Annotated in this window: 17 protein-coding genes and 1 tRNA gene; 10 read left to right on the top strand and 8 right to left on the bottom strand. The window is 64.2% G+C overall.

Annotation, left to right across the window (positions count from 1 at the left end; genetic code table 11):
* Window positions 1-6: 6 nt before the first annotated feature.
* The gene (locus AAFG13_RS33920; RefSeq protein WP_212313061.1) at window positions 7-645 is read right to left on the bottom strand and encodes a 2-hydroxychromene-2-carboxylate isomerase; all 639 of its coding nucleotides are present in this window, start codon (window positions 643-645) and stop codon (window positions 7-9) included.
* Between the two features lie 208 nt (window positions 646-853).
* Here AAFG13_RS33920 and AAFG13_RS33915 point away from each other — a divergent pair, with 208 nt between their 5' ends.
* Window positions 854-1,366 (top strand): helix-turn-helix domain-containing protein, encoded by a 513-nt coding sequence (locus AAFG13_RS33915; RefSeq protein WP_176529401.1) that lies wholly within the window; start codon window positions 854-856, stop codon window positions 1,364-1,366.
* A gap of 13 nt (window positions 1,367-1,379) precedes the next feature.
* Here the strand turns inward: AAFG13_RS33915 and AAFG13_RS33910 are convergent, their stop codons facing one another.
* From AAFG13_RS33910 to AAFG13_RS33900, 3 genes are all read right to left on the bottom strand, one after another.
* Window positions 1,380-2,255 (bottom strand): PhzF family phenazine biosynthesis isomerase, encoded by an 876-nt coding sequence (locus tag AAFG13_RS33910; RefSeq protein WP_342709472.1) that lies wholly within the window; start codon window positions 2,253-2,255, stop codon window positions 1,380-1,382.
* 27 nt (window positions 2,256-2,282) lie between these two features.
* Window positions 2,283-3,326 carry an alpha/beta hydrolase gene (locus AAFG13_RS33905; RefSeq protein ID WP_342709471.1) on the bottom strand — a complete coding sequence of 348 codons (1,044 nt, stop codon included), beginning with the start codon at window positions 3,324-3,326 and terminating at the stop codon, window positions 2,283-2,285.
* Between the two features lie 103 nt (window positions 3,327-3,429).
* A complete protein-coding gene (locus tag AAFG13_RS33900) occupies window positions 3,430-5,751 on the bottom strand; it encodes a molybdopterin guanine dinucleotide-containing S/N-oxide reductase (RefSeq protein WP_342709470.1) in 2,322 nt (773 codons plus the stop codon).
* 416 nt (window positions 5,752-6,167) lie between these two features.
* Here AAFG13_RS33900 and AAFG13_RS33895 point away from each other — a divergent pair, with 416 nt between their 5' ends.
* From AAFG13_RS33895 to fabF, 5 genes are all read left to right on the top strand, one after another.
* Window positions 6,168-6,827: a hypothetical protein gene (locus AAFG13_RS33895; protein WP_342709469.1), complete on the top strand. Its 660-nt coding sequence runs from the start codon at window positions 6,168-6,170 to the stop codon at window positions 6,825-6,827.
* Complete coding sequence (locus AAFG13_RS33890; RefSeq protein ID WP_342709468.1) at window positions 6,824-7,090, top strand: HGGxSTG domain-containing protein; 267 nt, start codon at window positions 6,824-6,826, stop codon at window positions 7,088-7,090. The genes AAFG13_RS33895 and AAFG13_RS33890 overlap by 4 nt, the downstream gene beginning before the upstream one ends.
* A gap of 272 nt (window positions 7,091-7,362) precedes the next feature.
* Window positions 7,363-7,803: a helix-turn-helix domain-containing protein gene (locus AAFG13_RS33885; RefSeq protein ID WP_342709467.1), complete on the top strand. Its 441-nt coding sequence runs from the start codon at window positions 7,363-7,365 to the stop codon at window positions 7,801-7,803.
* Window positions 7,804-7,810: 7 nt separating this feature from the next.
* Window positions 7,811-8,332 carry a hypothetical protein gene (locus AAFG13_RS33880; RefSeq protein WP_342709466.1) on the top strand — a complete coding sequence of 174 codons (522 nt, stop codon included), beginning with the start codon at window positions 7,811-7,813 and terminating at the stop codon, window positions 8,330-8,332.
* A gap of 618 nt (window positions 8,333-8,950) precedes the next feature.
* Entirely contained in the window at window positions 8,951-10,213 is a 1,263-nt protein-coding gene (gene fabF, locus AAFG13_RS33875) for a beta-ketoacyl-ACP synthase II (RefSeq protein WP_342709465.1), read from the top strand.
* 191 nt (window positions 10,214-10,404) lie between these two features.
* On the opposite strand, the gene AAFG13_RS33870 is transcribed toward fabF, so the two are convergent.
* Window positions 10,405-11,001, bottom strand: coding sequence for a TetR/AcrR family transcriptional regulator (locus AAFG13_RS33870; protein WP_342709464.1), 597 nt, complete (start codon window positions 10,999-11,001; stop codon window positions 10,405-10,407).
* A 94-nt stretch (window positions 11,002-11,095) separates the two neighbouring features.
* Here AAFG13_RS33870 and AAFG13_RS33865 point away from each other — a divergent pair, with 94 nt between their 5' ends.
* The 3 genes from AAFG13_RS33865 to AAFG13_RS33855 all read left to right on the top strand — a co-directional run bounded on the left by AAFG13_RS33865 (window position 11,096) and on the right by AAFG13_RS33855 (window position 18,013).
* Window positions 11,096-12,391, top strand: coding sequence for an MFS transporter (locus AAFG13_RS33865; RefSeq protein WP_342709463.1), 1,296 nt, complete (start codon window positions 11,096-11,098; stop codon window positions 12,389-12,391).
* 360 nt (window positions 12,392-12,751) lie between these two features.
* Entirely contained in the window at window positions 12,752-17,584 is a 4,833-nt protein-coding gene (locus tag AAFG13_RS33860) for an NAD-glutamate dehydrogenase (RefSeq protein ID WP_342709462.1), read from the top strand.
* Window positions 17,585-17,659: 75 nt separating this feature from the next.
* Entirely contained in the window at window positions 17,660-18,013 is a 354-nt protein-coding gene (locus AAFG13_RS33855) for a hypothetical protein (protein ID WP_212313103.1), read from the top strand.
* A gap of 137 nt (window positions 18,014-18,150) precedes the next feature.
* On the opposite strand, the gene AAFG13_RS33850 is transcribed toward AAFG13_RS33855, so the two are convergent.
* The 3 genes from AAFG13_RS33850 to AAFG13_RS33840 form a co-directional block, all read right to left on the bottom strand.
* Window positions 18,151-20,934: a UPF0182 family protein gene (locus AAFG13_RS33850; protein ID WP_342709461.1), complete on the bottom strand. Its 2,784-nt coding sequence runs from the start codon at window positions 20,932-20,934 to the stop codon at window positions 18,151-18,153.
* Between the two features lie 223 nt (window positions 20,935-21,157).
* Window positions 21,158-21,232: transfer RNA gene (locus AAFG13_RS33845), tRNA-Glu, on the bottom strand.
* Window positions 21,233-21,313: 81 nt separating this feature from the next.
* The gene (locus AAFG13_RS33840; RefSeq protein WP_342709460.1) at window positions 21,314-21,442 is read right to left on the bottom strand and encodes a hypothetical protein; all 129 of its coding nucleotides are present in this window, start codon (window positions 21,440-21,442) and stop codon (window positions 21,314-21,316) included.
* A gap of 288 nt (window positions 21,443-21,730) precedes the next feature.
* Here AAFG13_RS33840 and AAFG13_RS33835 point away from each other — a divergent pair, with 288 nt between their 5' ends.
* On the top strand, window positions 21,731-22,183 hold the full coding sequence (locus tag AAFG13_RS33835) for a (2Fe-2S)-binding protein (protein WP_092124185.1): 453 nt from the start codon (window positions 21,731-21,733) through the stop codon (window positions 22,181-22,183).

Genomic DNA, 22,183 nt, shown 5'->3' with positions numbered 1-22,183 from the left:
TTCCGCTCAGGCGGTCTTGCGCTGCCCCGCAGCCAGCTGCGCGACGATCTCTTCCTCGACTTCGCGCACCTTGTCCTTACCGAAGAAGATCTCGTTGCCGACATAGAACGTCGGCGATCCGAACGAGCCGCGCGCGACCGCATCGCCGGTGTTGTCGATCAGCTTCTTCTTGACGTCATCCTGCTGGGCGCGGGCGATCAGACGATCGATGTCGATACCCGAGGACAGAAATGCCTCGCGGAAGACCTGCGGGTCGTCCATCTTCTTGGGTTCAACCCACATGTGGTTGTAGGCAGCCCGGAAATAGGGCTCGAACACGCCCTCGAACTGCGCGGCCACCGCGCCGCGCATCAGCGCCAGCGTATTCACCGGAAAGAACGGATTCATGGTGAACTTCGTGACGTTGTGGCGGCGCAGGAAGCGCTCCGTCTCGAGCGCGTTGTATTCGGGTTTGTTCTTGATCCCGCGCAGCGACTCGCCGGGCGACATGTTGCCGGTCGCCTTGTAGACGCCTCCAAGCAGCACCGGGATGTAGTCGAACTTGACGCCGGTGCGCTTCTCGATCCCGGGCAGCGCGAGTTCGGCGAGATAGGCGTTGGGGCTTCCGAAATCGAAGTGGAATTCGACCTTGAGCGGAGCAGCCATGGAACGCCCTTCCCTTCGATGGGCGGCAATCGCCTGTTGCCGCCGGTTGATCGTGGTCCGGACCATAAGTTCTATTTTAGAACTGTCAATATGATATTTGTCATCCAATGACCGTGCGGCAGCCACCGCGCAGGCATCCTATTGAAATGACGTCAGTTCTGTTTTAGAATTTTATATGCGATGCCGTCGCAAATCGCAGGAGACGCCGATGAAATGGGATACCCTCGAGGAGGAGCCGTGCTCGCTGGCCCGCACCGTCGCTGTGATCGGCGACCGCTGGAGTCTGTTGATCCTGCGCGAGTGTTTCCTGCGCATCCGCAGGTTCGATGACTTCCAGGCATCGCTCGGGATCACCCGGCATCTGCTCGCCGACCGGCTGAAGAAGCTGGTGCGCTTCGGCGTGCTGCGCAAGATTCCCTATCAGGAAGCGCCGAAGCGCTACGAATACATCCTGACGCAGAAGGGTCTCGACCTCTATCCGATCATCATGTCGATCGTGCACTGGGGCAACGTCCATATGGTCGACGCCCGCGGCCGGCCGTTGCTGCACGAACACAAGACCTGTGGGAAGATGTTCGATCCCGTCATGGTCTGCTCGGAATGCGGCGAGCCGCTGAGCGCGAAGGCGGTCCATGTGCATCCAGGCCCCGGTGCTCGGAAATCGTCGCCGGTGCACGCCAGCGCGCGGGAGCGCGCCAAGCGCGCCGCCGAATCGACCTAGAGATCAGCTCGCTTCAGTGTGACGGCGCGGCCATCAGCACGACATTGCCGCCGAGCAGGCAACCGACAGGACGGCCACCGGCAAAGCCGATGCGGACGCGGATTTCCGACAGACGCCCCATCGCCCTGCCCTGCAGGATTCGAATCTCCTCGTCGTTCGGCGCGACCAGGCCGTTGTCGAGCAAGCCGAATGCCAGCGCCGCGGCCGCGATGCCGGTCGCGGCATCCTCGCGATAACCGGACGAGCGCGGGAATTGCCGCGCCTCGAACAGACGCGCCTCGCGGTCGATCAGCGCGAACGGATAGAGCCCGGTCGAGCCGATCCGGCCGCAGACCGCCTCGACGGCATCAGCCGACGGATCCAGCGCATTCAGCGCCTCCGGTGAGCGCATCGGGATCAAGGTCTTGACCCGCGATGTGACCGCATTGCAGGGCGCAGCCCCGCCGATCGCATCCGGCCCGATTGCGAGCGCCCGCAGCACGTCATCGCGTTGCGCATCGGTGAGCGGAACAGTCTTCCCCGCCGGCTGGGTGATCTCGACACTGGGCTCGCCGCTGCGATCCCGGCTGATGAAGCCGGTGACGGGGCCGCTGCGCGTCGAGATCCGGACCGTGTCGCCGGGCAGCTTTGCATGGCGCGCCAGCAGCCAAAGCGCACCGATGGTTGCATGGCCGCACATCTCCATTTCGTGGTTCGGAACGAAGAAACGGAACGTGGCGTCGAAATCGTCACTCTGCGCCGGCAACACGAATCCGGACTCGTGACCATGGCGGCGGGCAACGTCCTGCATCTCGGACGCGCTCATGCCGCTTGCATCGGCCACGATCGGACAGGGATTGCCGCCCTGCCCATCGACCGTGAATACGCTGACCATCTCGGCTGTCGTCATGATGTCGTTCGCTTGTCCCACCAACTCTTATTTGACCAGCGTCGCGCCGGTTTCCGGATGCTGCAACCAGCCGAGCAGCGCCGCGTGGAAGCGCGCCGGCGCCTGGATCTGCGGCGAATGGCCGAGGTCGGGGAATTCGATCAGCTGCGCATGCGGAATCCGCTTCGCGGCCTCCTTGCCCAGCACCGGATAATTGCCGAGCGTCTTGCGGATTTCCGGCGGCGCGGTGTCCTTGCCGATCGCGGTGGTGTCTTTGTCGCCGACAAACAGCAGCGTCGGCGGCTTGATCTGCTCGAACTCGTAGAACACCGGCTGGGTCGCGATCATGTCGTAGAGCCGCGCCGAGCTCGACGCCACCGCGGCGCGGCCCTCCCCGCGATACATGCCGGCCAGCATCTGCACCCATGTCTCGTAGGACGGATCCCAGGTGTCGGCATAATAGGTGGCGCGCTCATAGGCCCGGATGCTGTCCGCGGTGACGCGCGTCTCGCGCTGCATCCAGCCGTCGAGGCTGAGCCACGGCACGCCCTTGGCCTTCCAGTCCTCCAGCCCGATCGGATCGACCAGCACCAGGCGGTCGGTGGCCTCCGGATACATCAGCGCGTAGCGCATCGCCAGCATTCCGCCGGTCGAGTGGCCGACCATGATCGCGTGTTCGATCCCAAGCGAAGCGAGCAGCGCGCGGCTGTTGCCGGCGAGCTGCTGGAAGGTGAATTGATAACGCTCCGGCTTGCTGGATTTGCAGAAGCCGATCTGATCCATCGCGATCACGCGATAGCCGGCGCCGCTGAGCGCCTTGATGGTGCCGTCCCAGGTGGCGGCACAGAAATTCTTGCCGTGCAGCAGCACCGCGGTCTGCCCGTTCGGCGTCGCCGGCTTGACGTCGAGATAGGCCATGTCGAGCTCCTGCCCCTGCGAGCTGAAGCGATAATGCTCGACCGGATAGGGATAGTCGAAGCCCTGCAATTCCGGTCCGTAGGCCGGCTCGGCCGCGGATTGCGCCGACGCGCTGCACGAACCGAGCGCGACGGTCGCGGCGACGGCAAGATGAAACAGGGCTTTCAGGTGCATCTCGGCAAATCCAGAACTCGGGGACGACGTCGTGATGCCGTAGCCGAACGGTCGGGCGCCATCCAGCGCCCAGCGATGATTTGTTCGTGATCCGGTGGTGAAATTACGCCGGATCGAACGCCCGGATCGGCGGCAGATTGCCGTTGAAACGCTCGACCTCGACAGTCGTGAGCTGGCCGGTACAGCCCTGCGCGAAGGATGACGTGCCGATGTCGCGGGTCAGCACGTTCGGATTGCCGTGGACGCAGAGCGGCGCCTCCTCCTCCGGGTCCATCGGGTCGTACCAGGCGCCGGTCGGCAGCTGCACCACGCCGGGCGCGATGCCGTCGGTGACATGCACCGCGGCGAGGCAGGCGCCGCGGGCGTTGAAGATCCGGATGATGTCGCCGTCGACGATGCCGCGCGCCTTGGCGTCGCGCGGGTTCATGCGCGCGACCTCGCGGCCGCGATGCTTGGCCTCTTGCGAGTGCCCGCCGAAATCGAGCTGGCTGTGCAGGCGCGTCACCGGCTGGTTGGCGACAAGGAAGAACGGCGTATCCGGCTTTGGCGTGTCGGTCTTCTCGAGCCAGACCGGATGGCCCGGGCAATCGGCATCGCCGTGATCCGCGATCTTCTGCGAGAAGATCTCGATGCGGCCGCTTCGTGTCGGCAACGGCCGCGCCACCGGGTCCTCGCGGAAGCGGCGCAGCGAGCCGCCGTCGTCGAGATGCTGCGGCACGACCAGGCTGCCACGCTCCCAGAATTCCTCGAAGTGAGGGGCCTCGAGCCCGCGCGCTGCGAGCGCCTTGCGGGTCGGCTCATAGAGATGTTCCAGCCATTGCCGCGACGTGCGCCCTTCGGTGAAGGGCTCGCGGGCGCCAAGCCGCTCGGCGAGATCGGCGAAGATGTCGTAGTCGTCGCGGGCGAGGCCGAATGGCTCGGCGATCCGGTGCATGGCGACCATCAGCGGATCGTTGCTGGAATAGCCGATGTCCTCGCGCTCCAGCGTCATCGTCGCGGGCAGCACGATGTCGGCGTGGCGCGCGGTGGCGGTCCAGGCGAGCTCGTGCACCACCAGCGTATCGAGCTTCGCAAAGGCCTTGCGCAGCCGGTTGAGGTCCTGATGATGGTGGAACGGATTGCCGCCGGCCCAATAGACCAGCCGGATATCCGGATAGGTCCGCGTCTCGCCATTGTAGCGATAGGTGGTGCCGGGATTGAGCAGCATGTCGGCGATGCGCGCCACCGGAATGAAGTCGGCGACGCCGTTGCGGCCTTGCCCCAGCGTCGGTCCGGGCACCGCGTTGACGCGACGCCCGTAATAGCCGATCGCGCCCAGCGAATAGGCATAGCCGCCGCCGGGCAGGCCGATCTGGCCGAGCGCTGCCGCCAGCACCATGCCCATCCACACCGGCTGCTCGCCATGCTCGGCGCGCTGCAGCGAATGCGACACGGTGATCAGCGCGCGCCGGCCAGGAAGCCGACGGGCGAGCGTCCTGATCGCGTCGGCCTCGATGCCGCAGATCGCGGCGGCCCATTCGGCGCTCTTGGGCTCACCGTCGGCCTCGCCGGTCAGATAGCGCAGGAACACCGGCCAGCCCTCGGTGTAGCGATCGAGGAAGGCCTGATCGTGCAGGCCTTCGCTGACCAGGGTGTGAACGATGCCGAGCATCAGCGCGGTGTCGGTGCCGGGCACGGCAGTCATCCATTCGGCGCCGGCCTCGACGGGCAGATCGTCGCGCAGCGGGCTGACCAGGATGAATTGGCAGCCGCGCCGCTGCGCCGCCTCCATCGCGCCGCGCTCGACATGCTTGCTGATCGAGCCGCCGGCCACCATGGAGTTTTTCAACGCCATGCCGCCGAACGCCAGCACGATGTCGGTCTCGGCAGCGATCTGCTCCCAGGTGACGTTGCGCTTGGTGATGTCCTCGTAGCCCGTCAGGATCTGCGGCAGCAGCACCGAGGACGCGCCCGAGGAATAGGAGTTCACCGAACGGACATAGCCGCCGAGTGCGATGTTGAGGAAGCGATGCACCTGGCTCTGCGCGTGATGGAAGCGGCCTGCGCTGGACCAGCCATAGGAGCCGCCGAACACCGCGCCCGGGCCGATCGTGTCGCGGACCCGCGCGAGCTCGCCGCCGAGCAGGTCGATCGCCCTTTCCCAGCTGACCGAGACGAACTCATCGCGGCCGCGACGATCATCGGGACCAGGGCCGCGCTCGAGCCAGCCGCGGCGGATCGCAGGCTGGGCGATGCGCGCCTGGTGGCGCAGCGCGCCGGGGAAGTTGTTGATGATGCCGTTCGGATCGGGATCGCCGCGATAGGGCCGGACTTCGAGACCCTGCTTGCCGAGCCGGGCCGAGAACACGCCCCAATGCGAGGTATGCGGCTTGAAACCATCGGACAGATCGAGGCCGGGATCGGGGTAACCAATGGTTTCGCTCATCGAGTTTCCTTCATCCGCGGGCCGGCGGTCAGGCCACGCCGGTCGCAACGCGTCGGCCAGTATAGTGATCCAATCGGCGCGCGGTACCCGCTGACCGGATATCGCCCCGTGCCTTGCCGGCATAACTGCGGCGACGGTGGCGGAGCACCCGCCGCAGGGGCGCGCAGCCAAAATATCGAAAACAACCCCATGCACAGTAGGCGGTGGCTGCCGACGCTCGACGAGGCAACTTGACACGTCGGGCAACTCAGGGGTACATTTCCAATATTCCGAAATCGTGCAAGCGCCCCTTCGCCCGCAACAGCGGGCGCGACGGATGCACTTGCGACCGACCCCCTCCCCACAATTGACATCGCACCGGCTCCCGCAGCGAGCGATCGCCTGCGCGTGCCGCGCGTGTTCCGGAGACCGTCGACATGACACCTGCGCTTGAAACCACCGCGCCGACCACGGCCGCCACAACCGCCCCGAGCCACGCCACCGCGACGCCGCGCATAAAACTCTCGCGGCGCGGATTCGCGATCGACCATCCCGACCGGAAGCTCGGCGAAGCGCTGATGGCGAACGCGCTGGGCGCCGCCGATCGCGACGCGATGGACGGCATCCTGCGGCAATTGGTCAAGGCCAGCGTGAGCGGCGGCAAGCCCTGCGAGGTCAACCTCGCCTTCATGATCTCGATGGTGAAGAGCATTGGCCCGCGGGATTCCGTCGAGGCCATGCTGGTGGCGCAGATGGTGTCGGTGCATGTGATGGCGATGCGCTGCGCCCATCACCTCGCGCATGCCGACGACCTCGCCCAGCACGACAGCGCCGCGCGGGCGCTCGGCCGGCTCACCCGCACCTTTCCCGCCCAGATCGACGCGCTGACCCGCTATCGCAGCCAGCGCGAGCCCGCCATCACCGTGCAGAACGTGAAGGTGGAGGACGGCGGCAACGCCATCGTCGGCAACGTCACCCAGCATGCGAGCGTGATCGTCTCCGACCAGACCCCGGCAGCCGCGGCGCGGGCATTGAGGCCCGCGGGCGCCAGGAGACGGCATGATGCCGCCGATGCCAGGCAAGACGCACAGGCATGAACGATCACACCAGAACCACCGGTCCGATGCTGGCGAGCCCGCGTTGCGGCGCCAAAATCCGCTCGGGCGGTTCGTGCCGCGCGCCGGCGGTGCACGGCAAGACGCGCTGTCGCATGCATGGTGGCGCCGAGGGATCCGGCGCGCCAAGGGCAAACCGGAACGCGCGCAAGCACGGGCTGTTCACGAGGGATGCGATCGAAGAGCGGAGGGAGATACGGGCGTTGCTGGGGGAAGTGCGGAAGGTGCTGGAGGGGATGACGTGATGTTGCGGTTCGGTGCACCAACATAATTTGCGCAAGTGAGAGGTAAATCCGAGTGTGCTCACCCCCGCATGTGTTGCGAAGTTGTGATTGAGATGGATCACAGCGACGACAGATATTTGAGTGCATTGTCACCGTAGTTCCGATGGGGAAACTCTACTGTGAGAGCTGCAATTCATCGTGCGCTGCTCAACTGAAATTGGCTTCAGGTGCTAGGATAGCCGCTGCCGACATCGCCGAATTGATCGAATACCGGGAGTAAGAGGAAGAACGACATGAGCCAGGACATCATCGATTTTGTGGAAGCCGAAGAGGACCTCCTCATCGATTTTCAGTTCCTTGTGCAGGACGTTCTTAACGCGAAGGGCGTTTCGAAGACCGAACTCGCCAAACGGACCGGGATTAGCAAGGCGCGCCTTTCCCAAATCCTGAGTGCTGAGGCGAATCCCAGCGTCAAGACGTTTGCGCGTCTCTTTCACGCCCTGGGCGTAAAAGTGGAGCCGAAAATTGCCTCCCATCGAAGCGACCCCGCCTCCGTCCCGCAACAAAGAGGTGACGGGCAGTGGGAGATCGGTCATGTGTCTAAAGAGGCCCGTCTTCCGGCCCGGCAATTGGCGCGCGCCCGCGAGCGCGGCAACGACTGGTCTGGCGCCTCCAATGACAATTACATGTCCGTTGACGGAAGCGTGCGCTCTTTGAAGCTGAAAGCCGCTTAAGAAGACAATGCCAGACATTGAGAAAATCGAAGCGCTGGCGCCCGGAACGCCGGTGCTCGATGGGGCCGTAACCGAGAACATTCGCCAGTACAACAAAGCTACGCGACTCGCGAAGCTGTCTTCAATTGTCTTGGAGAAGGTTGATTTCCGGGTCTTACCGGCCGCCCTTCGCGTTGAGGCGGCCGCGTTAAAGCGCGAGTTGAACGTTGAAACTGAATTACTGCGCTATGACCCCGCCGATGGCGAGTGCATCGCTACAATTAGCTGGGACATAGTTCTGCGCGACAAGCGTAAAAAGGTCGCGTGGTGCAAGGCGAGCTATGTGGTCTTTTACTACGACCTAAAAGACTTCTCAGAAGACATCATAAAAAGGTTTATCGACCACGTAGGTAAAACAGCCACCTATGCATACTTTCGAGCGCTGTACGCTCAGCTTGATTGGTCTGCGAACCTAGGGTCTCGGCCTCTGCCCGTCATGTCGTTCGTGGTGACCGCAAAAGACATGCGTTCTAAGGACTCGGAAGCTTAGCGGCGCCATCTCGTTTTGGCCGCAAGCTGTGCGATTGCTCTTGTTTTTTGGCAGATAGGCTTTCTGCCCTCGCCTTCCCGCCCTTCTTCCCCAATGCCACCGCAACCCTCTCCCTCTGCGTTACGGTGAGAGTGCCCTTAGTTTCCATTCTCGGAATCGTCCGCGCGTGGCGTTGCCGCGCAAAGCGACGCGGTTCGGTCAGTCAGGAATGACGACACTTGCGAGGCGGGATGACCGCGTTACAAGCAATGGTATCAGGCATCAATTGAGTGCACTGTCACCGTAACGCCTAGTTTTTATGAAGACTGCGGGCCTTTAGAATTAGTCATTTTGGGAAAGCGAGAAGCAATGCACCTGCGCAGGGACAGCCTTCGGCCCTCTCAGAGACCCGTTCGAAAAGCGTAGGCTTGGCTCTCCCTACCGGAATCAAACCCCTGTTTCCGCCCTGAGGGGCTGCACCTTAGCCGCGAGACAAAGGGACCGTTCAGACGGAGTCAATATCTTGACGTCCGGCCGGTCGAGATAATAGATGATATTCATCATATAAAATGACCCGCCGCCCGGGCAGTCTCGCGTCCCGGCCCTGCCGGTTCACACCAAGGGCGCGACAGGAGAACCATGCGTCGAATTGTTGTGACAGGCCTGGGGACGGTGTCCCCGCTGGGCTGTGGTACCGAACTGGTCTGGTCGAGGCTGCTTGCGGGGCGTTCCGGGCTTGCGGCATTGCCGGCGTGGGCGGCGGCGCTGCCGGCGCGCGTCGCAGGACAGGTCCCTGACAAGGCCTCAGATGCCGAGGGCGGGTTCGATCCCGATCTCGCGGCGCCGCGCAAGGACCAGAAGAAGATGGACCGGTTCATCCTGTTCGCGCTGCTGGCCGCGGCGGAAGCGGTGGCGCAGGCCGGCTGGATGCCGGCCGAGGCGCGATCGCAGGAGCGCACCGCGACCGTGATCGCATCGGGGATCGGCGGGTTTCCCGCGATCGCGGATGCCGTGCGCACCGCGGAGACAAGCGGGCTGCGCCGGCTGTCGCCGTTCACCGTTCCCTCCTTCCTGGCCAATCTCGCGGCCGGGCACATCACCATCCGCTACGGCTTCAAGGGTCCGATCGGCGCGCCGGTGACCGCCTGCGCGGCGAGCGTCCAGGCGATCGGCGATGGCGCGCGCTTGATCAGGTCGGGCGAGGCCGACGTTGCGATCTGCGGCGGCAGTGAAGCCTGCATCGATCCGGTGAGCCTTGGCGGCTTTGCGGCGGCGCGGGCGCTGTCGACGTCGTTCAACGACACGCCGGCGCGGGCGTCGCGGCCGTTCGACCGCGACCGCGACGGTTTTGTGATGGGCGAAGGCGCGGGCGTGCTCGTGATCGAGGAGCTCGACCACGCGCTGCGGCGCGGCGCGAGGCCGATCGCCGAGCTCACCGGCTACGGCACGACGGCGGACGCCTATCACATCACCGCGGGTCCCGAAGACGGCGAGGGCGCGCGACGGGCGATGGAGGCGGCACTGCGGCAGGCCGGGTTGCGGCCCGATGAGATCCAGCATCTCAACGCGCATTCGACCTCGACGCCGGTCGGCGATCTCTCCGAACTCGAAGCCATCAAGCGCGTGTTCGGGCGCGAGGGAAGGATTGCCGTCAGTGCGACCAAGTCGGCGACCGGACATCTGCTCGGAGCTGCCGGCGGCGTCGAGGCGATCTTCACGATCTTGGCGCTGCGCGATCAGGTCGCGCCGCCGACGCTCAACCTGGAGAACGCCGATCCGGCCGCGCTGGGCATCGACCTCGTCGCAAACGTTGCGCGGCCGATGGCCATCGAACACGCGATCTCGAACGGCTTTGGATTTGGCGGCGTCAATGCCAGCGTCGTCTTTCGACGGTGGTCTTGAACCGACTTGCGGCTCACCTCTCCCCGGCGGGGTCGAGACGAGCGAAGCTCGCTCTGAGGTCGATTTGCGGAGCAGATCGGGTGAGGGGCCGCAGGTCTCACGAGGGACCGTAACCCCTCACCCGGCGCTGCACGCCGACCTCTCCCAAGGGAGAGGTGGACCTTCGACGCAGCTCCAACGTCTCATGCACCTCACGCCTTCGCTACGCTCGCATCGATCACGAGCTTCGCCACCGCGAGCGCCGACTGCGCCGGCCCCTCCTCCGACTGCTGGCCGGTGACGTAGATGCCTTCGATCAGCAGCAGCAGGGCGTCGCCGAGCACGGCGGGGTGACGCGCGCCCATGCCGGCTGCGAGCTCGCGCAGGCGCTTGCGAAACAGCTTCTTGTGCGCTTCGGCGACCTGCCGCGCGGGATTGTCCCGCGCCGGATATTCCACGGTCGCATTGCTGAGGCCGCAGCCGCGATAGCCCTTGCGCACGGCGCGCGTCGACAGCTCACGAATGTAGGCGAGCACGTGTTCGCGCGCATCTGAATAGGATTTTCCGCCGGGCTTCTCGAACCTCTCCCAGAAGTCCAGCTCGTAGTCGCGCATATAGGCAGCGGCGAGATCGTCCTTGGATGCGAAGCTGCGATAGAGGCTCGGCTTGGTGACGCCGGCCCGGTCGACCACCTCGTCGACGCCGACGGCGCGGATGCCCTCGCGATAGAACAGCTCGGCCGCGGACGCGCGGATCCGGTCGGCGGCGCGCACAGGGCGTTCCGCGGATGGTTCGGCGGTTTTCTTCATGACGGCTCCCTCCCGATTTTACACACGGCACGCTTGACAATGTTACTGACCGGTACGTATACACACCGCATCGCAATACGTACCGGTAAGTAACATGCCCAATGCCTCCATTCAACCCGCCCCCGTGTCGAGACGGCCATTCGGCCAGAACTACGCCTTCGTCGTCGTCGCCGTGATCTTTCTCGCGCTGCTCGCGTCAGCCGGCCTGCGTTCAACGCCGGGCGTGCTGATGCTGCCCCTGCAAAAGGCGTTCGGCTGGGACGTCGGCGTGATCTCCTCATCCGCCGCGGTCGGCATCTTCCTCTACGGCCTCGCCGGCCCGTTCGCCGCGGCCGTGATGCAGCGCTTCGGCATCCGCCGCACGGTGCTGGGCGCGCTGGTGCTGATGTCGGCCTCGACCGGCGCCAGCTACTTCATGACCGCGCCGTGGCAATTGTTCATGAGCTGGGGACTGCTCTCCGGCATCGGCTCGGGCGCGGTCGCCAACGTGCTCGGCGCCACCATCGTCAATCGCTGGTTCACCACCAATCGCGGCCTTGTCATGGGGCTGCTGACGGCCAGCACCGCGACCGGCACGCTCATCTTCATGCCGGGCCTCGCGGCGCTGGTGGAATGGGGCGGCTGGCAGCCGGTGGTGCTGACGGTGGCCGCGTGCTGCGCGGCGCTGATCCCGCTGGTGTACTTCCTGGTGCCCGAGCGGCCCGCCTCGGTCGGCCTGCGCTCGTTCGGCAGCCCGCACGACGATCACGCGGCGCCGCCGGCGCAAGGCAACCCGTTCGTCGCCGCCATCAGCAACCTCGCGCGCGCCGCGAAGACGCGGGCGTTCTGGTTCCTGTTCGCGACCTTCTTCATCTGCGGCTTCACCACCAATGGCCTGGTCGGCACCCATCTGATCGCGTTCTGCGGCGACCATGGCATCGTCGAGGTGCAGGCGGCGAGCCTGCTGGCATTGATGGGATTCTTCGACCTGTTCGGCACCACGCTGTCGGGCTGGCTCACCGACCGTTTCGATCCGCGCAAGCTGCTGTTCCTGTATTACGGGCTGCGCGGCCTGTCGCTGATCTATTTGCCCTACTCGGATTTCTCGCTGGTGAGCCTGTCGGTGTTCGCGGTGTTCTATGGTCTCGACTGGATCGCGACCGTGCCGCCGACCGTGCGCATCGCCAACGAGGCGTTCGGCGACAAGAACGCACCGCTGGTGTTCGGCTGGGTGGTCGCAGGCCATCAGCTCGGCGCCGCCTGCGCCGCGTTCTTTGCAGGCTTCATGCGCTCGGCCCAGGGCGATTATCTGCAGGCCTTCATGATCGCAGGCTTAACCGGCATCGTCGCGGCCGTGCTGTCACTGACGATCACCCGGCGGCCGGCGCAACCAGTCCTGGTCGCAGCGTAAGCACGCGCTGACCTCGATGCGACCCTGCAGCATGTCCGGGGTGGGCTGGCGCTCTACCCCGGAATACAATTGCGAACTCATATACAATTGAAATTGCTTGTGATTTTGTCTGACCCCATGATCCGTCGGCCGCCAGCGCCGGCTTCGGCCTCACGCGCTGCAGCAGGGCATCTCAATACTTCTCCCGACAGCATGCGCCTTGGATAGCTTTGGGATCGGAGTATTGTCGACGGGAGTTGTCGCAACTTTGAGACCGGGGATTTCGCGGACGCGCTCGATCGCGGTCAAGGCTGTGGCGCTCGAAGCGATGCACTCCAGAATCAAGCTGATGATCGCGGCTGCGATCGGACGGCGCGGCAAATGGAGGACATGATGGCTTGGCGTGACGACAAGGCCCGTTCGATCCTGATCCGCGATGCAGCGGGAAGCGTGCAGCCGGGCAAGGCGCCCCGGAGCTTTGCCGAACTTCTGTTCGGCTACACCAATGTCGAGGACCTCGCCAATCACGATGCCCAGTCGCTGGCCTTCCTGGCGGAACAAGCCTGGGAGCACGTGCAGCAGCGTACGGCCGGCAGCGCCGATATCCGTGTCGTCAATCCGATGATGCCGGACGGGCGCGAGATTTCCGTGCTCGAGATTCTCAACGACAACATGCCCTTCCTGTTCGATTCCACGACGGCGGAGCTGGCCGAGCAAGGCATCGAAGTCACCCTCGTCGCTCACCCGATCCTCGCGGTGGAGCGCGACAGCCAAGGCAAGCTCCTGCGCTTCCACGGCGAAGCGCTGCCGGAGGGAGTAAACGGCACGCGGGAAAGCCTGATTCACCTCCACATCACCCGCCTGGACGCCGATGCCGATCGCCAGAAGCTGATCGACGGCCTCACCAGGACGTTGAACGACGTCCGCGCCTGCGTCACCGACTGGCGTGCCATGCGCGACCGGGTCGAGGACGCGATCAAGACCTTTTCTTCCAATCCGCCGCCGCTGCCGATCGACGAGGTCGCCGAGGCCAACCAGTTCCTGCAATGGCTGTGCGCGGACAATTTCACCTTCCTCGGCGTGCGCGAATATCGCTTCTCGCCCGACAGCGATGCATCCGACGACATCACGACCGGCAAAGGCCTCGGCGTCCTCCGCGATCCGGATGCGAAGGTGCTGCGCCGCGGAAGCGAAATGGTGGTGATGACGTCGGAAATACGCGAGTTCATGCACGACCCCACCCTGCTCATCGTCATCAAGGCCAACGTCTCCAGCCGCGTTCATCGTCGCATTCGCATGGATTATGTCGGCATCAAGCTCTATACGCCCGACGGCCGGCTGGAGGGCGAATTGCGGGTCGTCGGCCTGTTCACCTCGGGCGCCTATACCCGCTCCGCACGCCAGATCCCTTATGTCCGCCACAAGGTGACGCGCGCGCTGCAACGCGCCGGCTTCGACCCGAACGGCCATTCGGGCAAGGCCCTCATGCATATTCTCGAAGAATATCCGCGTGACGAACTATTCCAGGTCGACGTCGACACGCTCTACAATTTCGTCATGGAGATCCTGATCCTCTACGAGCGTCCGCGCGTCCGCGCACTGGCGCGGGTGGACAAGTTCGATCGCTTCGTCTCCATCCTCACCTTCATTCCGCGCGAGAAATACGACACGAGCGTCCGCACCCGCGTCGGGGCCTTCCTGTCGCAGGTCTACAAGGGAACGCTGTCGGCCTCCTACGTTTCCTTCCCTGAAGGGGCGCTTGTGCGCGTCCACTACATCATCGGACGCTATGACGGCAAAACTCCCGTCGTCGAACGCACCACGCTCGAAGCCGGGATCAGCGCCATTGCCGCGACCTGGGCCGACAAGCTGAAGGCCGCGCTCACTGCCTCCACCGACGGCATGCGGGCACGCATGCTCACCAACCGATATGCCCAGGCGTTTAGCGGCGGCTATACCGAGGTGTTCAGCGCGGAACGGGCGATCACCGACATCGCCACCATCGAAAAGCTTACGCCAACCCGCCCCGTGGCGATTTCGGTTTACCGTGACGAAGGCGAGGCCGATCCCAAGCGCTTCGGACTGAGGGTGTTTTCGCACGGCGCGCCCCTGTCGCTGTCCTACCGCGTGCCCGTGATCGAAAATCACGGCCTGCACGTGGTCAACGAACGCACCTATCAGATCGCGCCGCGCGCCACGCCGACGCCTCCGCCGGTTTGGCTCCACGAGATGACCATCGAGACCAGCGACGGCCAGCCGATCACGATCAGCCCCGAATTCAGCCATCGCCTTGAAGCCTCGATCATGGCCGTGGTCCGCGATCACGCCGAATCCGATGGATACAACGGCCTGATCCTGCGCACCGCCCTGGGCTGGCGGGAAGTCTCGACCATCCGGGCACTGTCCCGCTACCTGCACCAGATCCGCGCGCCGTTCACCCAGGATTATATGTGGGAGACCTTGCGCAAGAACGCCGCGATCACGGCCAGCCTCGTCGCGCTGTTCCAGACCCGCCTCGATCCGCGCCTCGCCTCCACGGAAGCCGAGCGCTCGGCACGCGAGACGGCCCTGCTTGCCGAGGTCGAGGAGCAACTCAAATCCGTCGCCTCGCTGGACGAAGACCGCATCCTGCGCCGTTTCACCAACCTGGTGCAGGCGACGATTCGCACCAATCTGTGGCAGATCGGCGAGGATGGACATCCGCGTCCCGTGATCTCCTTCAAGTTCGACGCGCGCCGGATCGACGACCTGCCGGCTCCACGACCTCTCTACGAGATCTTCGTCTATTCACCTCGTGTCGAAGGTATTCACCTGCGCTTCGGCAAGGTTGCGCGCGGTGGCTTGCGCTGGTCCGACCGGCCGCAGGATTTTCGCACCGAGATCCTCGGCCTCGTGAAAGCGCAGCAGGTCAAGAACGCCGTGATCGTGCCGGTCGGCGCCAAAGGTGGCTTCGTGCCCAAGCGCCTGCCGCCACCTTCCAATCGTGACGCCTGGCTCGCGGAAGGCACCGAAGCCTATCGCATCTTCGTTCGCTCGCTGCTGGAGCTCACCGACAATCTCGACGGCGACATCGTCGTGCCGCCCGAATCCACCGTGCGCCATGACGGCGACGACCCCTACCTCGTTGTCGCCGCCGACAAGGGCACCGCCACCTTCTCCGACATCGCCAACGCGATCTCGGCCGAGAAAAACCATTGGCTCGGCGATGCCTTCGCTTCCGGCGGCAGCCAGGGCTACGACCACAAGAAGATGGGGATCACGGCGCGCGGCGCCTGGGAAGCGGTCAAGCGCCACTTCCGCGAGCTCGGCACCGACATTCAGACCATGCCGTTCACCGCGGTCGGCGTGGGTGACATGTCCGGCGACGTTTTCGGCAATGGCATGCTGCTGTCGCCAGCGACAAAGCTTGTGGCGGCTTTCGATCACCGCGACATCTTCATCGATCCCTCGCCTGATCCTGCGATCAGCCTCGCCGAGCGCAAGCGTCTGTTCGACCTGCCGCGATCGAGCTGGCAGGACTACAACAAGTCGCTGATCTCGGCGGGCGGCGGCGTGTTCTCGCGCCAGCTCAAGGCGATCCCGCTCGCTCCGGAGGTACGCGCCCTGCTCGATCTCGACAAGCCGCAAGCGACGCCTTTCGAGGTGATGACGGCAATCCTGAAGGCGCGCGCGGATCTGCTGTGGTTTGGCGGCATCGGCACCTATGTCCGCTCCGCCGCGGAAAGCGACGATCAGGCCGGCGACCGCGCCAACGATCCAATCCGCATCACGGGCAGCGACGTGCGGGCCCGGGTGATCGGCGAAGGCGCCAATCTCGGCGTCACCCAACGCGGCCGCATCGAGGCGGCGCAGAAGGGCGTCAAGCTCAACACCGACGCCATCGACAACTCGGCCGGCGTGAACACGTCCGACGTCGAGGTCAATATCAAGATCGCGCTGGCGCGGCTCGAGCGCGAGGGACGGCTCAGCCCCGCTGACCGCAACAGCCTGCTGGCCGCGATGACCGACGAGGTCGGCACGCTGGTGCTACGCAACAACTATCTGCAGTCGCTGGCGCTCTCGCTCGCCGAACGCAAGGGCGTGGCCGAGACCGGCTTCCTCACGCGCCTGATGCAGTCGCTCGAGCAGCGCGATTTGCTCAGCCGCACGGTGGAGTTCCTGCCCGACGACGCAGCGCTCACCGAGCGCACACGGCGCGGCCAGTCCCTCGCACGGCCCGAGCTTGCCGTGCTGCTCGCCTACGCCAAGCTGACGCTTTACGATGACCTGCTCGTCACCAGCGTGCCGGATGATCCCTATCTTGCCCGGGAACTATCTCGGTATTTTCCCCGGGAGGTTCAGGACAAATACCCGAGAGCGATCGAATCCCATCGCCTGCGGCGGGAGATCATCGCGACCAGCCTCGCCAATGCGGTGATCAACCGCGGCGGCCCGGCCTGTGTCGTGCGGCTGATCGACGAGACGGACGCCGATATCCCGACCATCGTCATGGCCTATGTGGCGGTCGATGAATGCTACGGGCTCAAGTGGCTCAGTGACGCGATCGATGCACTCGATACCTGCATCGACGGGCGGGTGCAGCTGTCCCTCTACGCTTCTGTCCAGGACCTCCTGCTCTCCCGCATGGTCTGGTACGTGCGCAATGTCGATTTCAAGGACGGGCTGGAGGCCGTCGTCGCGCGCTTCGGCCCGGCTATCCGCCAGGTCGTCGCCGGGCTCGACACCGCGCTGCCGCCGGACTTGCAGGCCGCACGTGCCAAGCGTCGACAGGACCTGACCGATGCCGGTGTCCCGGCCGGCCTCGCCGGCGAACTCGCCGATCTCGATGCTCTGGTCCCGGCACCCGATATCGTGACGGTTGCCGAGCGCACCGCCCGCCCCATCGGCGACGCCGCCGCGACCTTCTTCGCCGCCGAAGCGAATTTCCGCCTCGACCGCATCGTCGCCGCCGCGCGCAGCGTGCCGGCAAACGATTATTTCGAACGTATGGCGATTGATCGCGCCGTTGAGCAGATCGCTGGCGCCGAGAGAAGATTGGCCGCGGACATGCTGGCGACCGGGCAGTCCGGCCAGCACGCTGTCGAGACCTGGCTCGCGGCCCACCCCGAAGCGACGCGCATCCGCCGCTCGGTCGAGGAGATCGCGGCCAGCGGCCTGACGCTCGCCAAGCTGACGGTGGCGGCGAACCTGCTGGGGGACCTGGTCAAAGCCTGAGGCGTGCGAGGCGGCGATGTGAAACTCCAGGAGCAATGCTGGCGCAGGTTGTTAGCCGGCGAACGGAGGAATCCAATGATCCACGCGACTTGCCATACCGCCGATAATGTCCGCTGCATCGAGTTCGATGCCACACCCTGGTTCAGCGAGGCTGACGCTCCGAGCATCATCGATTTGGCCCAGCGAGGATGGGCCAGCACCGCGATTGCAGATTCCCTTGAGCGCCGACGAGGCTATGAACGCTTGCACGACCTCGTTGAGTATGCGGCGAAGCGACTGCAACCGGAATCCCTGGAGGACCCAACCTGGGAAACCTTCGCGTGCGTTGTCGATGGACCCGACGCCGTGGCCTGGCTCGAGAGCAACCGGCCGGAGGTTGTGGCAAGGATCCGGAACGCCACGGGAGGCACCAGCAATTGCGACGATTGATCGGCGGTATCGCACGCGAAGCGGAAGTGGCGCGCCACCCGGAACAGAACAGCGAGCCCCTGTGCGATCGAAATTGCAATGCAACCTTTAGCAATACGATTGAGGCGCGCGTCCGCGCTTTCAATTCCCCTCGGCCATCAGTGACCGACGGAGCGTCGGTTCATTTCCTCCAGGGGCTCGCGCAGGGCATCGAACTGCGTGCCGAAACCTTTCCAGTCTCCGGCCTTCAATCGCTCCACCGCCTGATTGTAGCGATCGAGCGCCTGCTGCGCCGGGCTCGCCGCCCCGCCCGCAGGGGACACCGCGTCCGTTGCGTTTGAAACCGCCGGCACCGCACCGGGCTCTGCGAACAACGCGGCCAGGGCATCAGCGAGCGTCTCCTTCATCACGACATGCTCACCGTAGGCTGCGATCACGCGTTTCAGCTCCGGCAGGTGTCCAAGCTCGGCGCGCATATAGAGCGGCGAGACATAAAGGATCGAGTTCTCGATCGGGATCACCAGCAGGTTCGCACCGCGTATCACCCGCGAGCCCATCTGATTCCACAGCGTGAGTTGTTGCGAGATCTCGGTGTTCTGGTTGATCCGCGCCTCGATCTGAAACGGCCCGTAGACAAGCTTGTCCTTTGGGAATTCGTAGACGATCAGTTTGCCGTAGTCGGGGGCGTCGCAACGCGCAGCGAGCCACGCGATCATATTGTCGCGACGACTCGGCACCATGGGAAGCATGAGGAAGAACTCGGCCTGCGGCTCGCCGGGCAGCCGCATGATGATGTAATAGGGGGTCATCACCGAGGTGCCATCGCCGCCCGGCTGTCGCGGAAACTGCCAGAAGTCCTCTCGGTTATAGAAAGTTTCGGCCTGCTCCATGTGATAGGTTTGATAGAGCCGCGCCTGAATCAGGAACAGATCCTCCGGATAGCGAATGTGCTTCTGCAAATCCGCCGGCATGGCCGTGAACGGCTTGAACAGGCTCGGAAAGATACGCTGGTAGGTCGCTGCAATGGGGTCGCGTGGGTCGATCAGATAGAAATCAACCGTCCCGTTATAGGCATCGACAACAATTTTCACCGAATTCCTGATGTAGTTGAGATCGAGCTCCGGCACGGGCTGCGCGGAGGGGAAATAGGAGCTCGTGGTGTAGGCGTCCTGCATCCAGAACAGCCGCCCGTTGCTGACGACCAGATAGGGATCATGATCGAGCCTGAGGAATGGAGCGATCGTGCGCACGCGTTCCGTGATATTGCGCCGGATCATGATCCGGCTGTCGGCCGTGATGTAGCTTGAGAGGACCAGATTCGCGTCATTGAAGTAGTAGGCGAACAGCGTTCTCCATCCCAATGCTCCGATCGGAACACCGCCACTGCCGTCATAGGCCGCATAGACGTTGTCTTTCCCCTTCGGATAATCGAACTCCGGGATGCTGGCCTTGACGATGACGTAGTCGTCGCTCTCTTCGCCGAAGTAGATGCGCGGTTCCTCGATCTTGGGACCGCCGTCCGCAACCGGCGGAATATCGCGCAAATAGAAGAACGGCAGTCCTTCTGGGCTCTTGCGGGTGACCGGGCTCATCACCGCACCATTGCCGTGCGTAAACAGCACGTGGCGATTGACCCAGGTCTGGGCGTTTGCCGGCAGCAGGGAGGCCCGCAGTTCGCGGGCCGAGAGCATCACGCTCTGGTAGGAGCCGTCGAGCCAGTAGCGATCGACGTCAAGATCGTGGAATTTGTAGTAGGTACGGATCTCCTGCAGTTGCGCGTAGGTATTCGACAGCGGCAGCCAGTCCCAGAGCCGGATATTGTCGATGGTGGCCTTGTTCGCTTCCAGCGTCTTGAACGTCAGCCGCTGTTCGGCGGCAAACGGCTTGGCTGCGATCCGGTCGAGATTGTAGGCCTGCCTGGTGAGCGCGATGTTGCGTTCAATGTACGGCTTCTCGAGCTGCAACTCCGTCGGTTTGACGACGAAGTGCCGGAACAGCGAAGGGACGACGCTCGACAGCACGACAGAGCCGGCGCCGACGAGGATGAACCCGGCGGCAAGAAGCCGGTAGGTGCGGGCGCGCAAATTGGCCCATGCGATGAACGCCGCGATAATCGAAAGCCCGATCATCAGCCACAGCGCCGGCAGCCCCAGATGGACATCGGTGTAGCTTGCCCCGACCACGACACCATTGTCGCCGTAGAGCAGCAGATAGCGGTCGAGCCCATAGGACCAGGCCTTCACCGCGAACAGAAGGCCAACCAGCGCCGAGCCATGTGCGATGACCGTCGGCGAGATTGATCGGTTGTGAACATCGTACTCGATGTCGCCGTGCGCCCAGTAGATCGCTCCGGCAAACAGCGCACTCAGGACGATTGCGAGCAGCATCCAGTTCTTGATCGCGAGATAGGCGGGTAGTGCAAAGAGATAGAAGCCGATGTCCCTGTTGTAGAGCGGATCCTCCGCGCCATAGGGCACATGGTAGAGAAACTGCAGGAAGATGCCCCAGTTGCCGGCTTCGCCTGCGGCAACCAGCACACCGAGCAAACCCGCACCGAGCGCGACAAACCACGGCCGTGTTAGTCGATCGCGCAGCATTGCGGACAGATCGGGCGGCGGCGTAACACCGGCCACCTTCCACGGGGCAGCCGGAATCCGTCGCGGCTGCTGCATGGCAAACCGCGCCGCCAGCACTCCGTTCAGCCAGAGGACGACGGCGGTCGCCGTCAAGACCGCGGAAAAGACGATTGCCTTGGCGCCGATCGCCGTCAGGAAAACCTCGAGATAACCGATCGAGGAGAACCAAAGCCAATCGACCAGGAAGTCGCTCGCGAACGAGAGCAGGATCAGGCAAATCGTGATGACGACGGCCGCAACGATCAGCCTGACCACGCCACTTTGCCGTGGTACCTTCCGGCCGGGTCCGGTAATCCCGATCGTCATGGCTTGATCATAGCGGAAATCAGGGACGCTCGCCGCTTGATTTACGGGCCGAACTGCCCGCCAAGGCGGGCGACGCGGATGCTCAAAGCTCCGTCGCCGGGACCGCCAATGAGCACAAGCGCCAAACTCAGCTGATACAGGCCGGCACGATCAATCAGCTATCGAGCAGGAGGACGCTCGCGAACGGAGTCGCGTCGTACAATGTCGCGGAAAAGCGAACATTTGGCGCTCCCTAGGGGAATCGAACCCCTGTTTCAGCCTTGAGAGGGCCGCGTCCTAACCGCTAGACGAAGGGAGCGTTGAGGGGAAGGCAATAGCCTTGAAATCGGCCTGCCGCAAGATGGCTTGTGCGCTGCGGCAGGGATTTTGTCATCCATGCTTACCATGCCGTGCCGGCGATTTCGGCACCGGAGCGGCCCCGGAACGCCCCCTGCGCCCTGCGGGGCTTCAGCGCACGGACCAGCGATGCGGCCGCGCCGTGCGCATGATGGCCACCTGCGGATGTCATGTCTGCATCGTGCACGGCCCTGCTTTCGCCAAACGGAAATGCAAAACACCTGGCTGTGAAGTCACCCGACGGCCTGCCTCTGCTAACATCGCAGCTCTTCACCATGCTGCGCCGGGCAAGGCGCTCGAGACGCGAGAGGAGTGCTTGGAACAAAGCGCAAGCCCGCAGGCACGATAATTTGGCTCACGAATATCTTGGCAAAAACAAACATCAACGCGGCCGCAGGCCATGGAAGACGTTCCGCCCTGCCCGCACCGGTCAATAGCTTAAGCAGAGCGAGGACAGACCATGATCAAACTAAAAATCAACGGCCAGGAACAGAATTGGGACGGCGACCCGGATCTTTCGCTGCTCTGGTATCTCCGTGACGAAGCAGGGCTCACGGGCACCAAGTTCGGCTGCGGCCAGGCGCTGTGCGGCGCCTGCACCGTGATCATCGACAAGGAGGCGGTGCGCGCCTGCATCACCTCGGTCTCCGACGTCGCCGGCCGCGAGGTCACCACCATCGAGGGGCTGCACCCGACCGGCGACCATCCGGTGCAGAAGGCGTGGCGCCAGGTCAATGTTCCGCAGTGCGGCTATTGCCAGGCCGGCCAGATCATGCAGGCCGCGGCGCTGCTGGACCAGAACCCGAAGCCCAACCACGACCAGATCCGCGAAGCCATGTCGGGCAACATCTGCCGCTGCGGCTGCTACCAGCGGATCGAGAATGCCGTCCATCTCGCATCGACGGGAGTGTGA

It is taken from the genome of Bradyrhizobium sp. B124, from assembly GCF_038967635.1.
Classification (GTDB): Bacteria; Pseudomonadota; Alphaproteobacteria; order Rhizobiales; family Xanthobacteraceae; genus Bradyrhizobium.
The sequence above is the reverse complement of the archived record's forward strand: the minus strand, read 5'-3'. Positions and strand labels throughout refer to the sequence as shown.

Excerpts from the sequence above, each read along its gene's own strand:
- AAFG13_RS33920 (WP_212313061.1), bottom strand. The coding sequence starts at position 645 with ATGGCTGCTCCGCTCAAGGTCGAATTCCACTTCGATTTCGGAAGCCCC.
- AAFG13_RS33915 (WP_176529401.1), top strand. The coding sequence starts at position 854 with ATGAAATGGGATACCCTCGAGGAGGAGCCGTGCTCGCTGGCCCGCACC.
- AAFG13_RS33910 (WP_342709472.1), bottom strand. The coding sequence starts at position 2,255 with ATGACGACAGCCGAGATGGTCAGCGTATTCACGGTCGATGGGCAGGGC.
- AAFG13_RS33905 (WP_342709471.1), bottom strand. The coding sequence starts at position 3,326 with ATGCACCTGAAAGCCCTGTTTCATCTTGCCGTCGCCGCGACCGTCGCG.
- AAFG13_RS33900 (WP_342709470.1), bottom strand. The coding sequence starts at position 5,751 with ATGAGCGAAACCATTGGTTACCCCGATCCCGGCCTCGATCTGTCCGAT.
- AAFG13_RS33895 (WP_342709469.1), top strand. The coding sequence starts at position 6,168 with ATGACACCTGCGCTTGAAACCACCGCGCCGACCACGGCCGCCACAACC.
- AAFG13_RS33890 (WP_342709468.1), top strand. The coding sequence starts at position 6,824 with ATGAACGATCACACCAGAACCACCGGTCCGATGCTGGCGAGCCCGCGT.
- AAFG13_RS33885 (WP_342709467.1), top strand. The coding sequence starts at position 7,363 with ATGAGCCAGGACATCATCGATTTTGTGGAAGCCGAAGAGGACCTCCTC.
- AAFG13_RS33880 (WP_342709466.1), top strand. The coding sequence starts at position 7,811 with ATGCCAGACATTGAGAAAATCGAAGCGCTGGCGCCCGGAACGCCGGTG.
- fabF (WP_342709465.1), top strand. The coding sequence starts at position 8,951 with ATGCGTCGAATTGTTGTGACAGGCCTGGGGACGGTGTCCCCGCTGGGC.
- AAFG13_RS33870 (WP_342709464.1), bottom strand. The coding sequence starts at position 11,001 with ATGAAGAAAACCGCCGAACCATCCGCGGAACGCCCTGTGCGCGCCGCC.
- AAFG13_RS33865 (WP_342709463.1), top strand. The coding sequence starts at position 11,096 with ATGCCCAATGCCTCCATTCAACCCGCCCCCGTGTCGAGACGGCCATTC.
- AAFG13_RS33860 (WP_342709462.1), top strand. The coding sequence starts at position 12,752 with ATGGAGGACATGATGGCTTGGCGTGACGACAAGGCCCGTTCGATCCTG.
- AAFG13_RS33855 (WP_212313103.1), top strand. The coding sequence starts at position 17,660 with ATGATCCACGCGACTTGCCATACCGCCGATAATGTCCGCTGCATCGAG.
- AAFG13_RS33850 (WP_342709461.1), bottom strand. The coding sequence starts at position 20,934 with ATGACGATCGGGATTACCGGACCCGGCCGGAAGGTACCACGGCAAAGT.
- AAFG13_RS33840 (WP_342709460.1), bottom strand. The coding sequence starts at position 21,442 with ATGACATCCGCAGGTGGCCATCATGCGCACGGCGCGGCCGCATCGCTG.
- AAFG13_RS33835 (WP_092124185.1), top strand. The coding sequence starts at position 21,731 with ATGATCAAACTAAAAATCAACGGCCAGGAACAGAATTGGGACGGCGAC.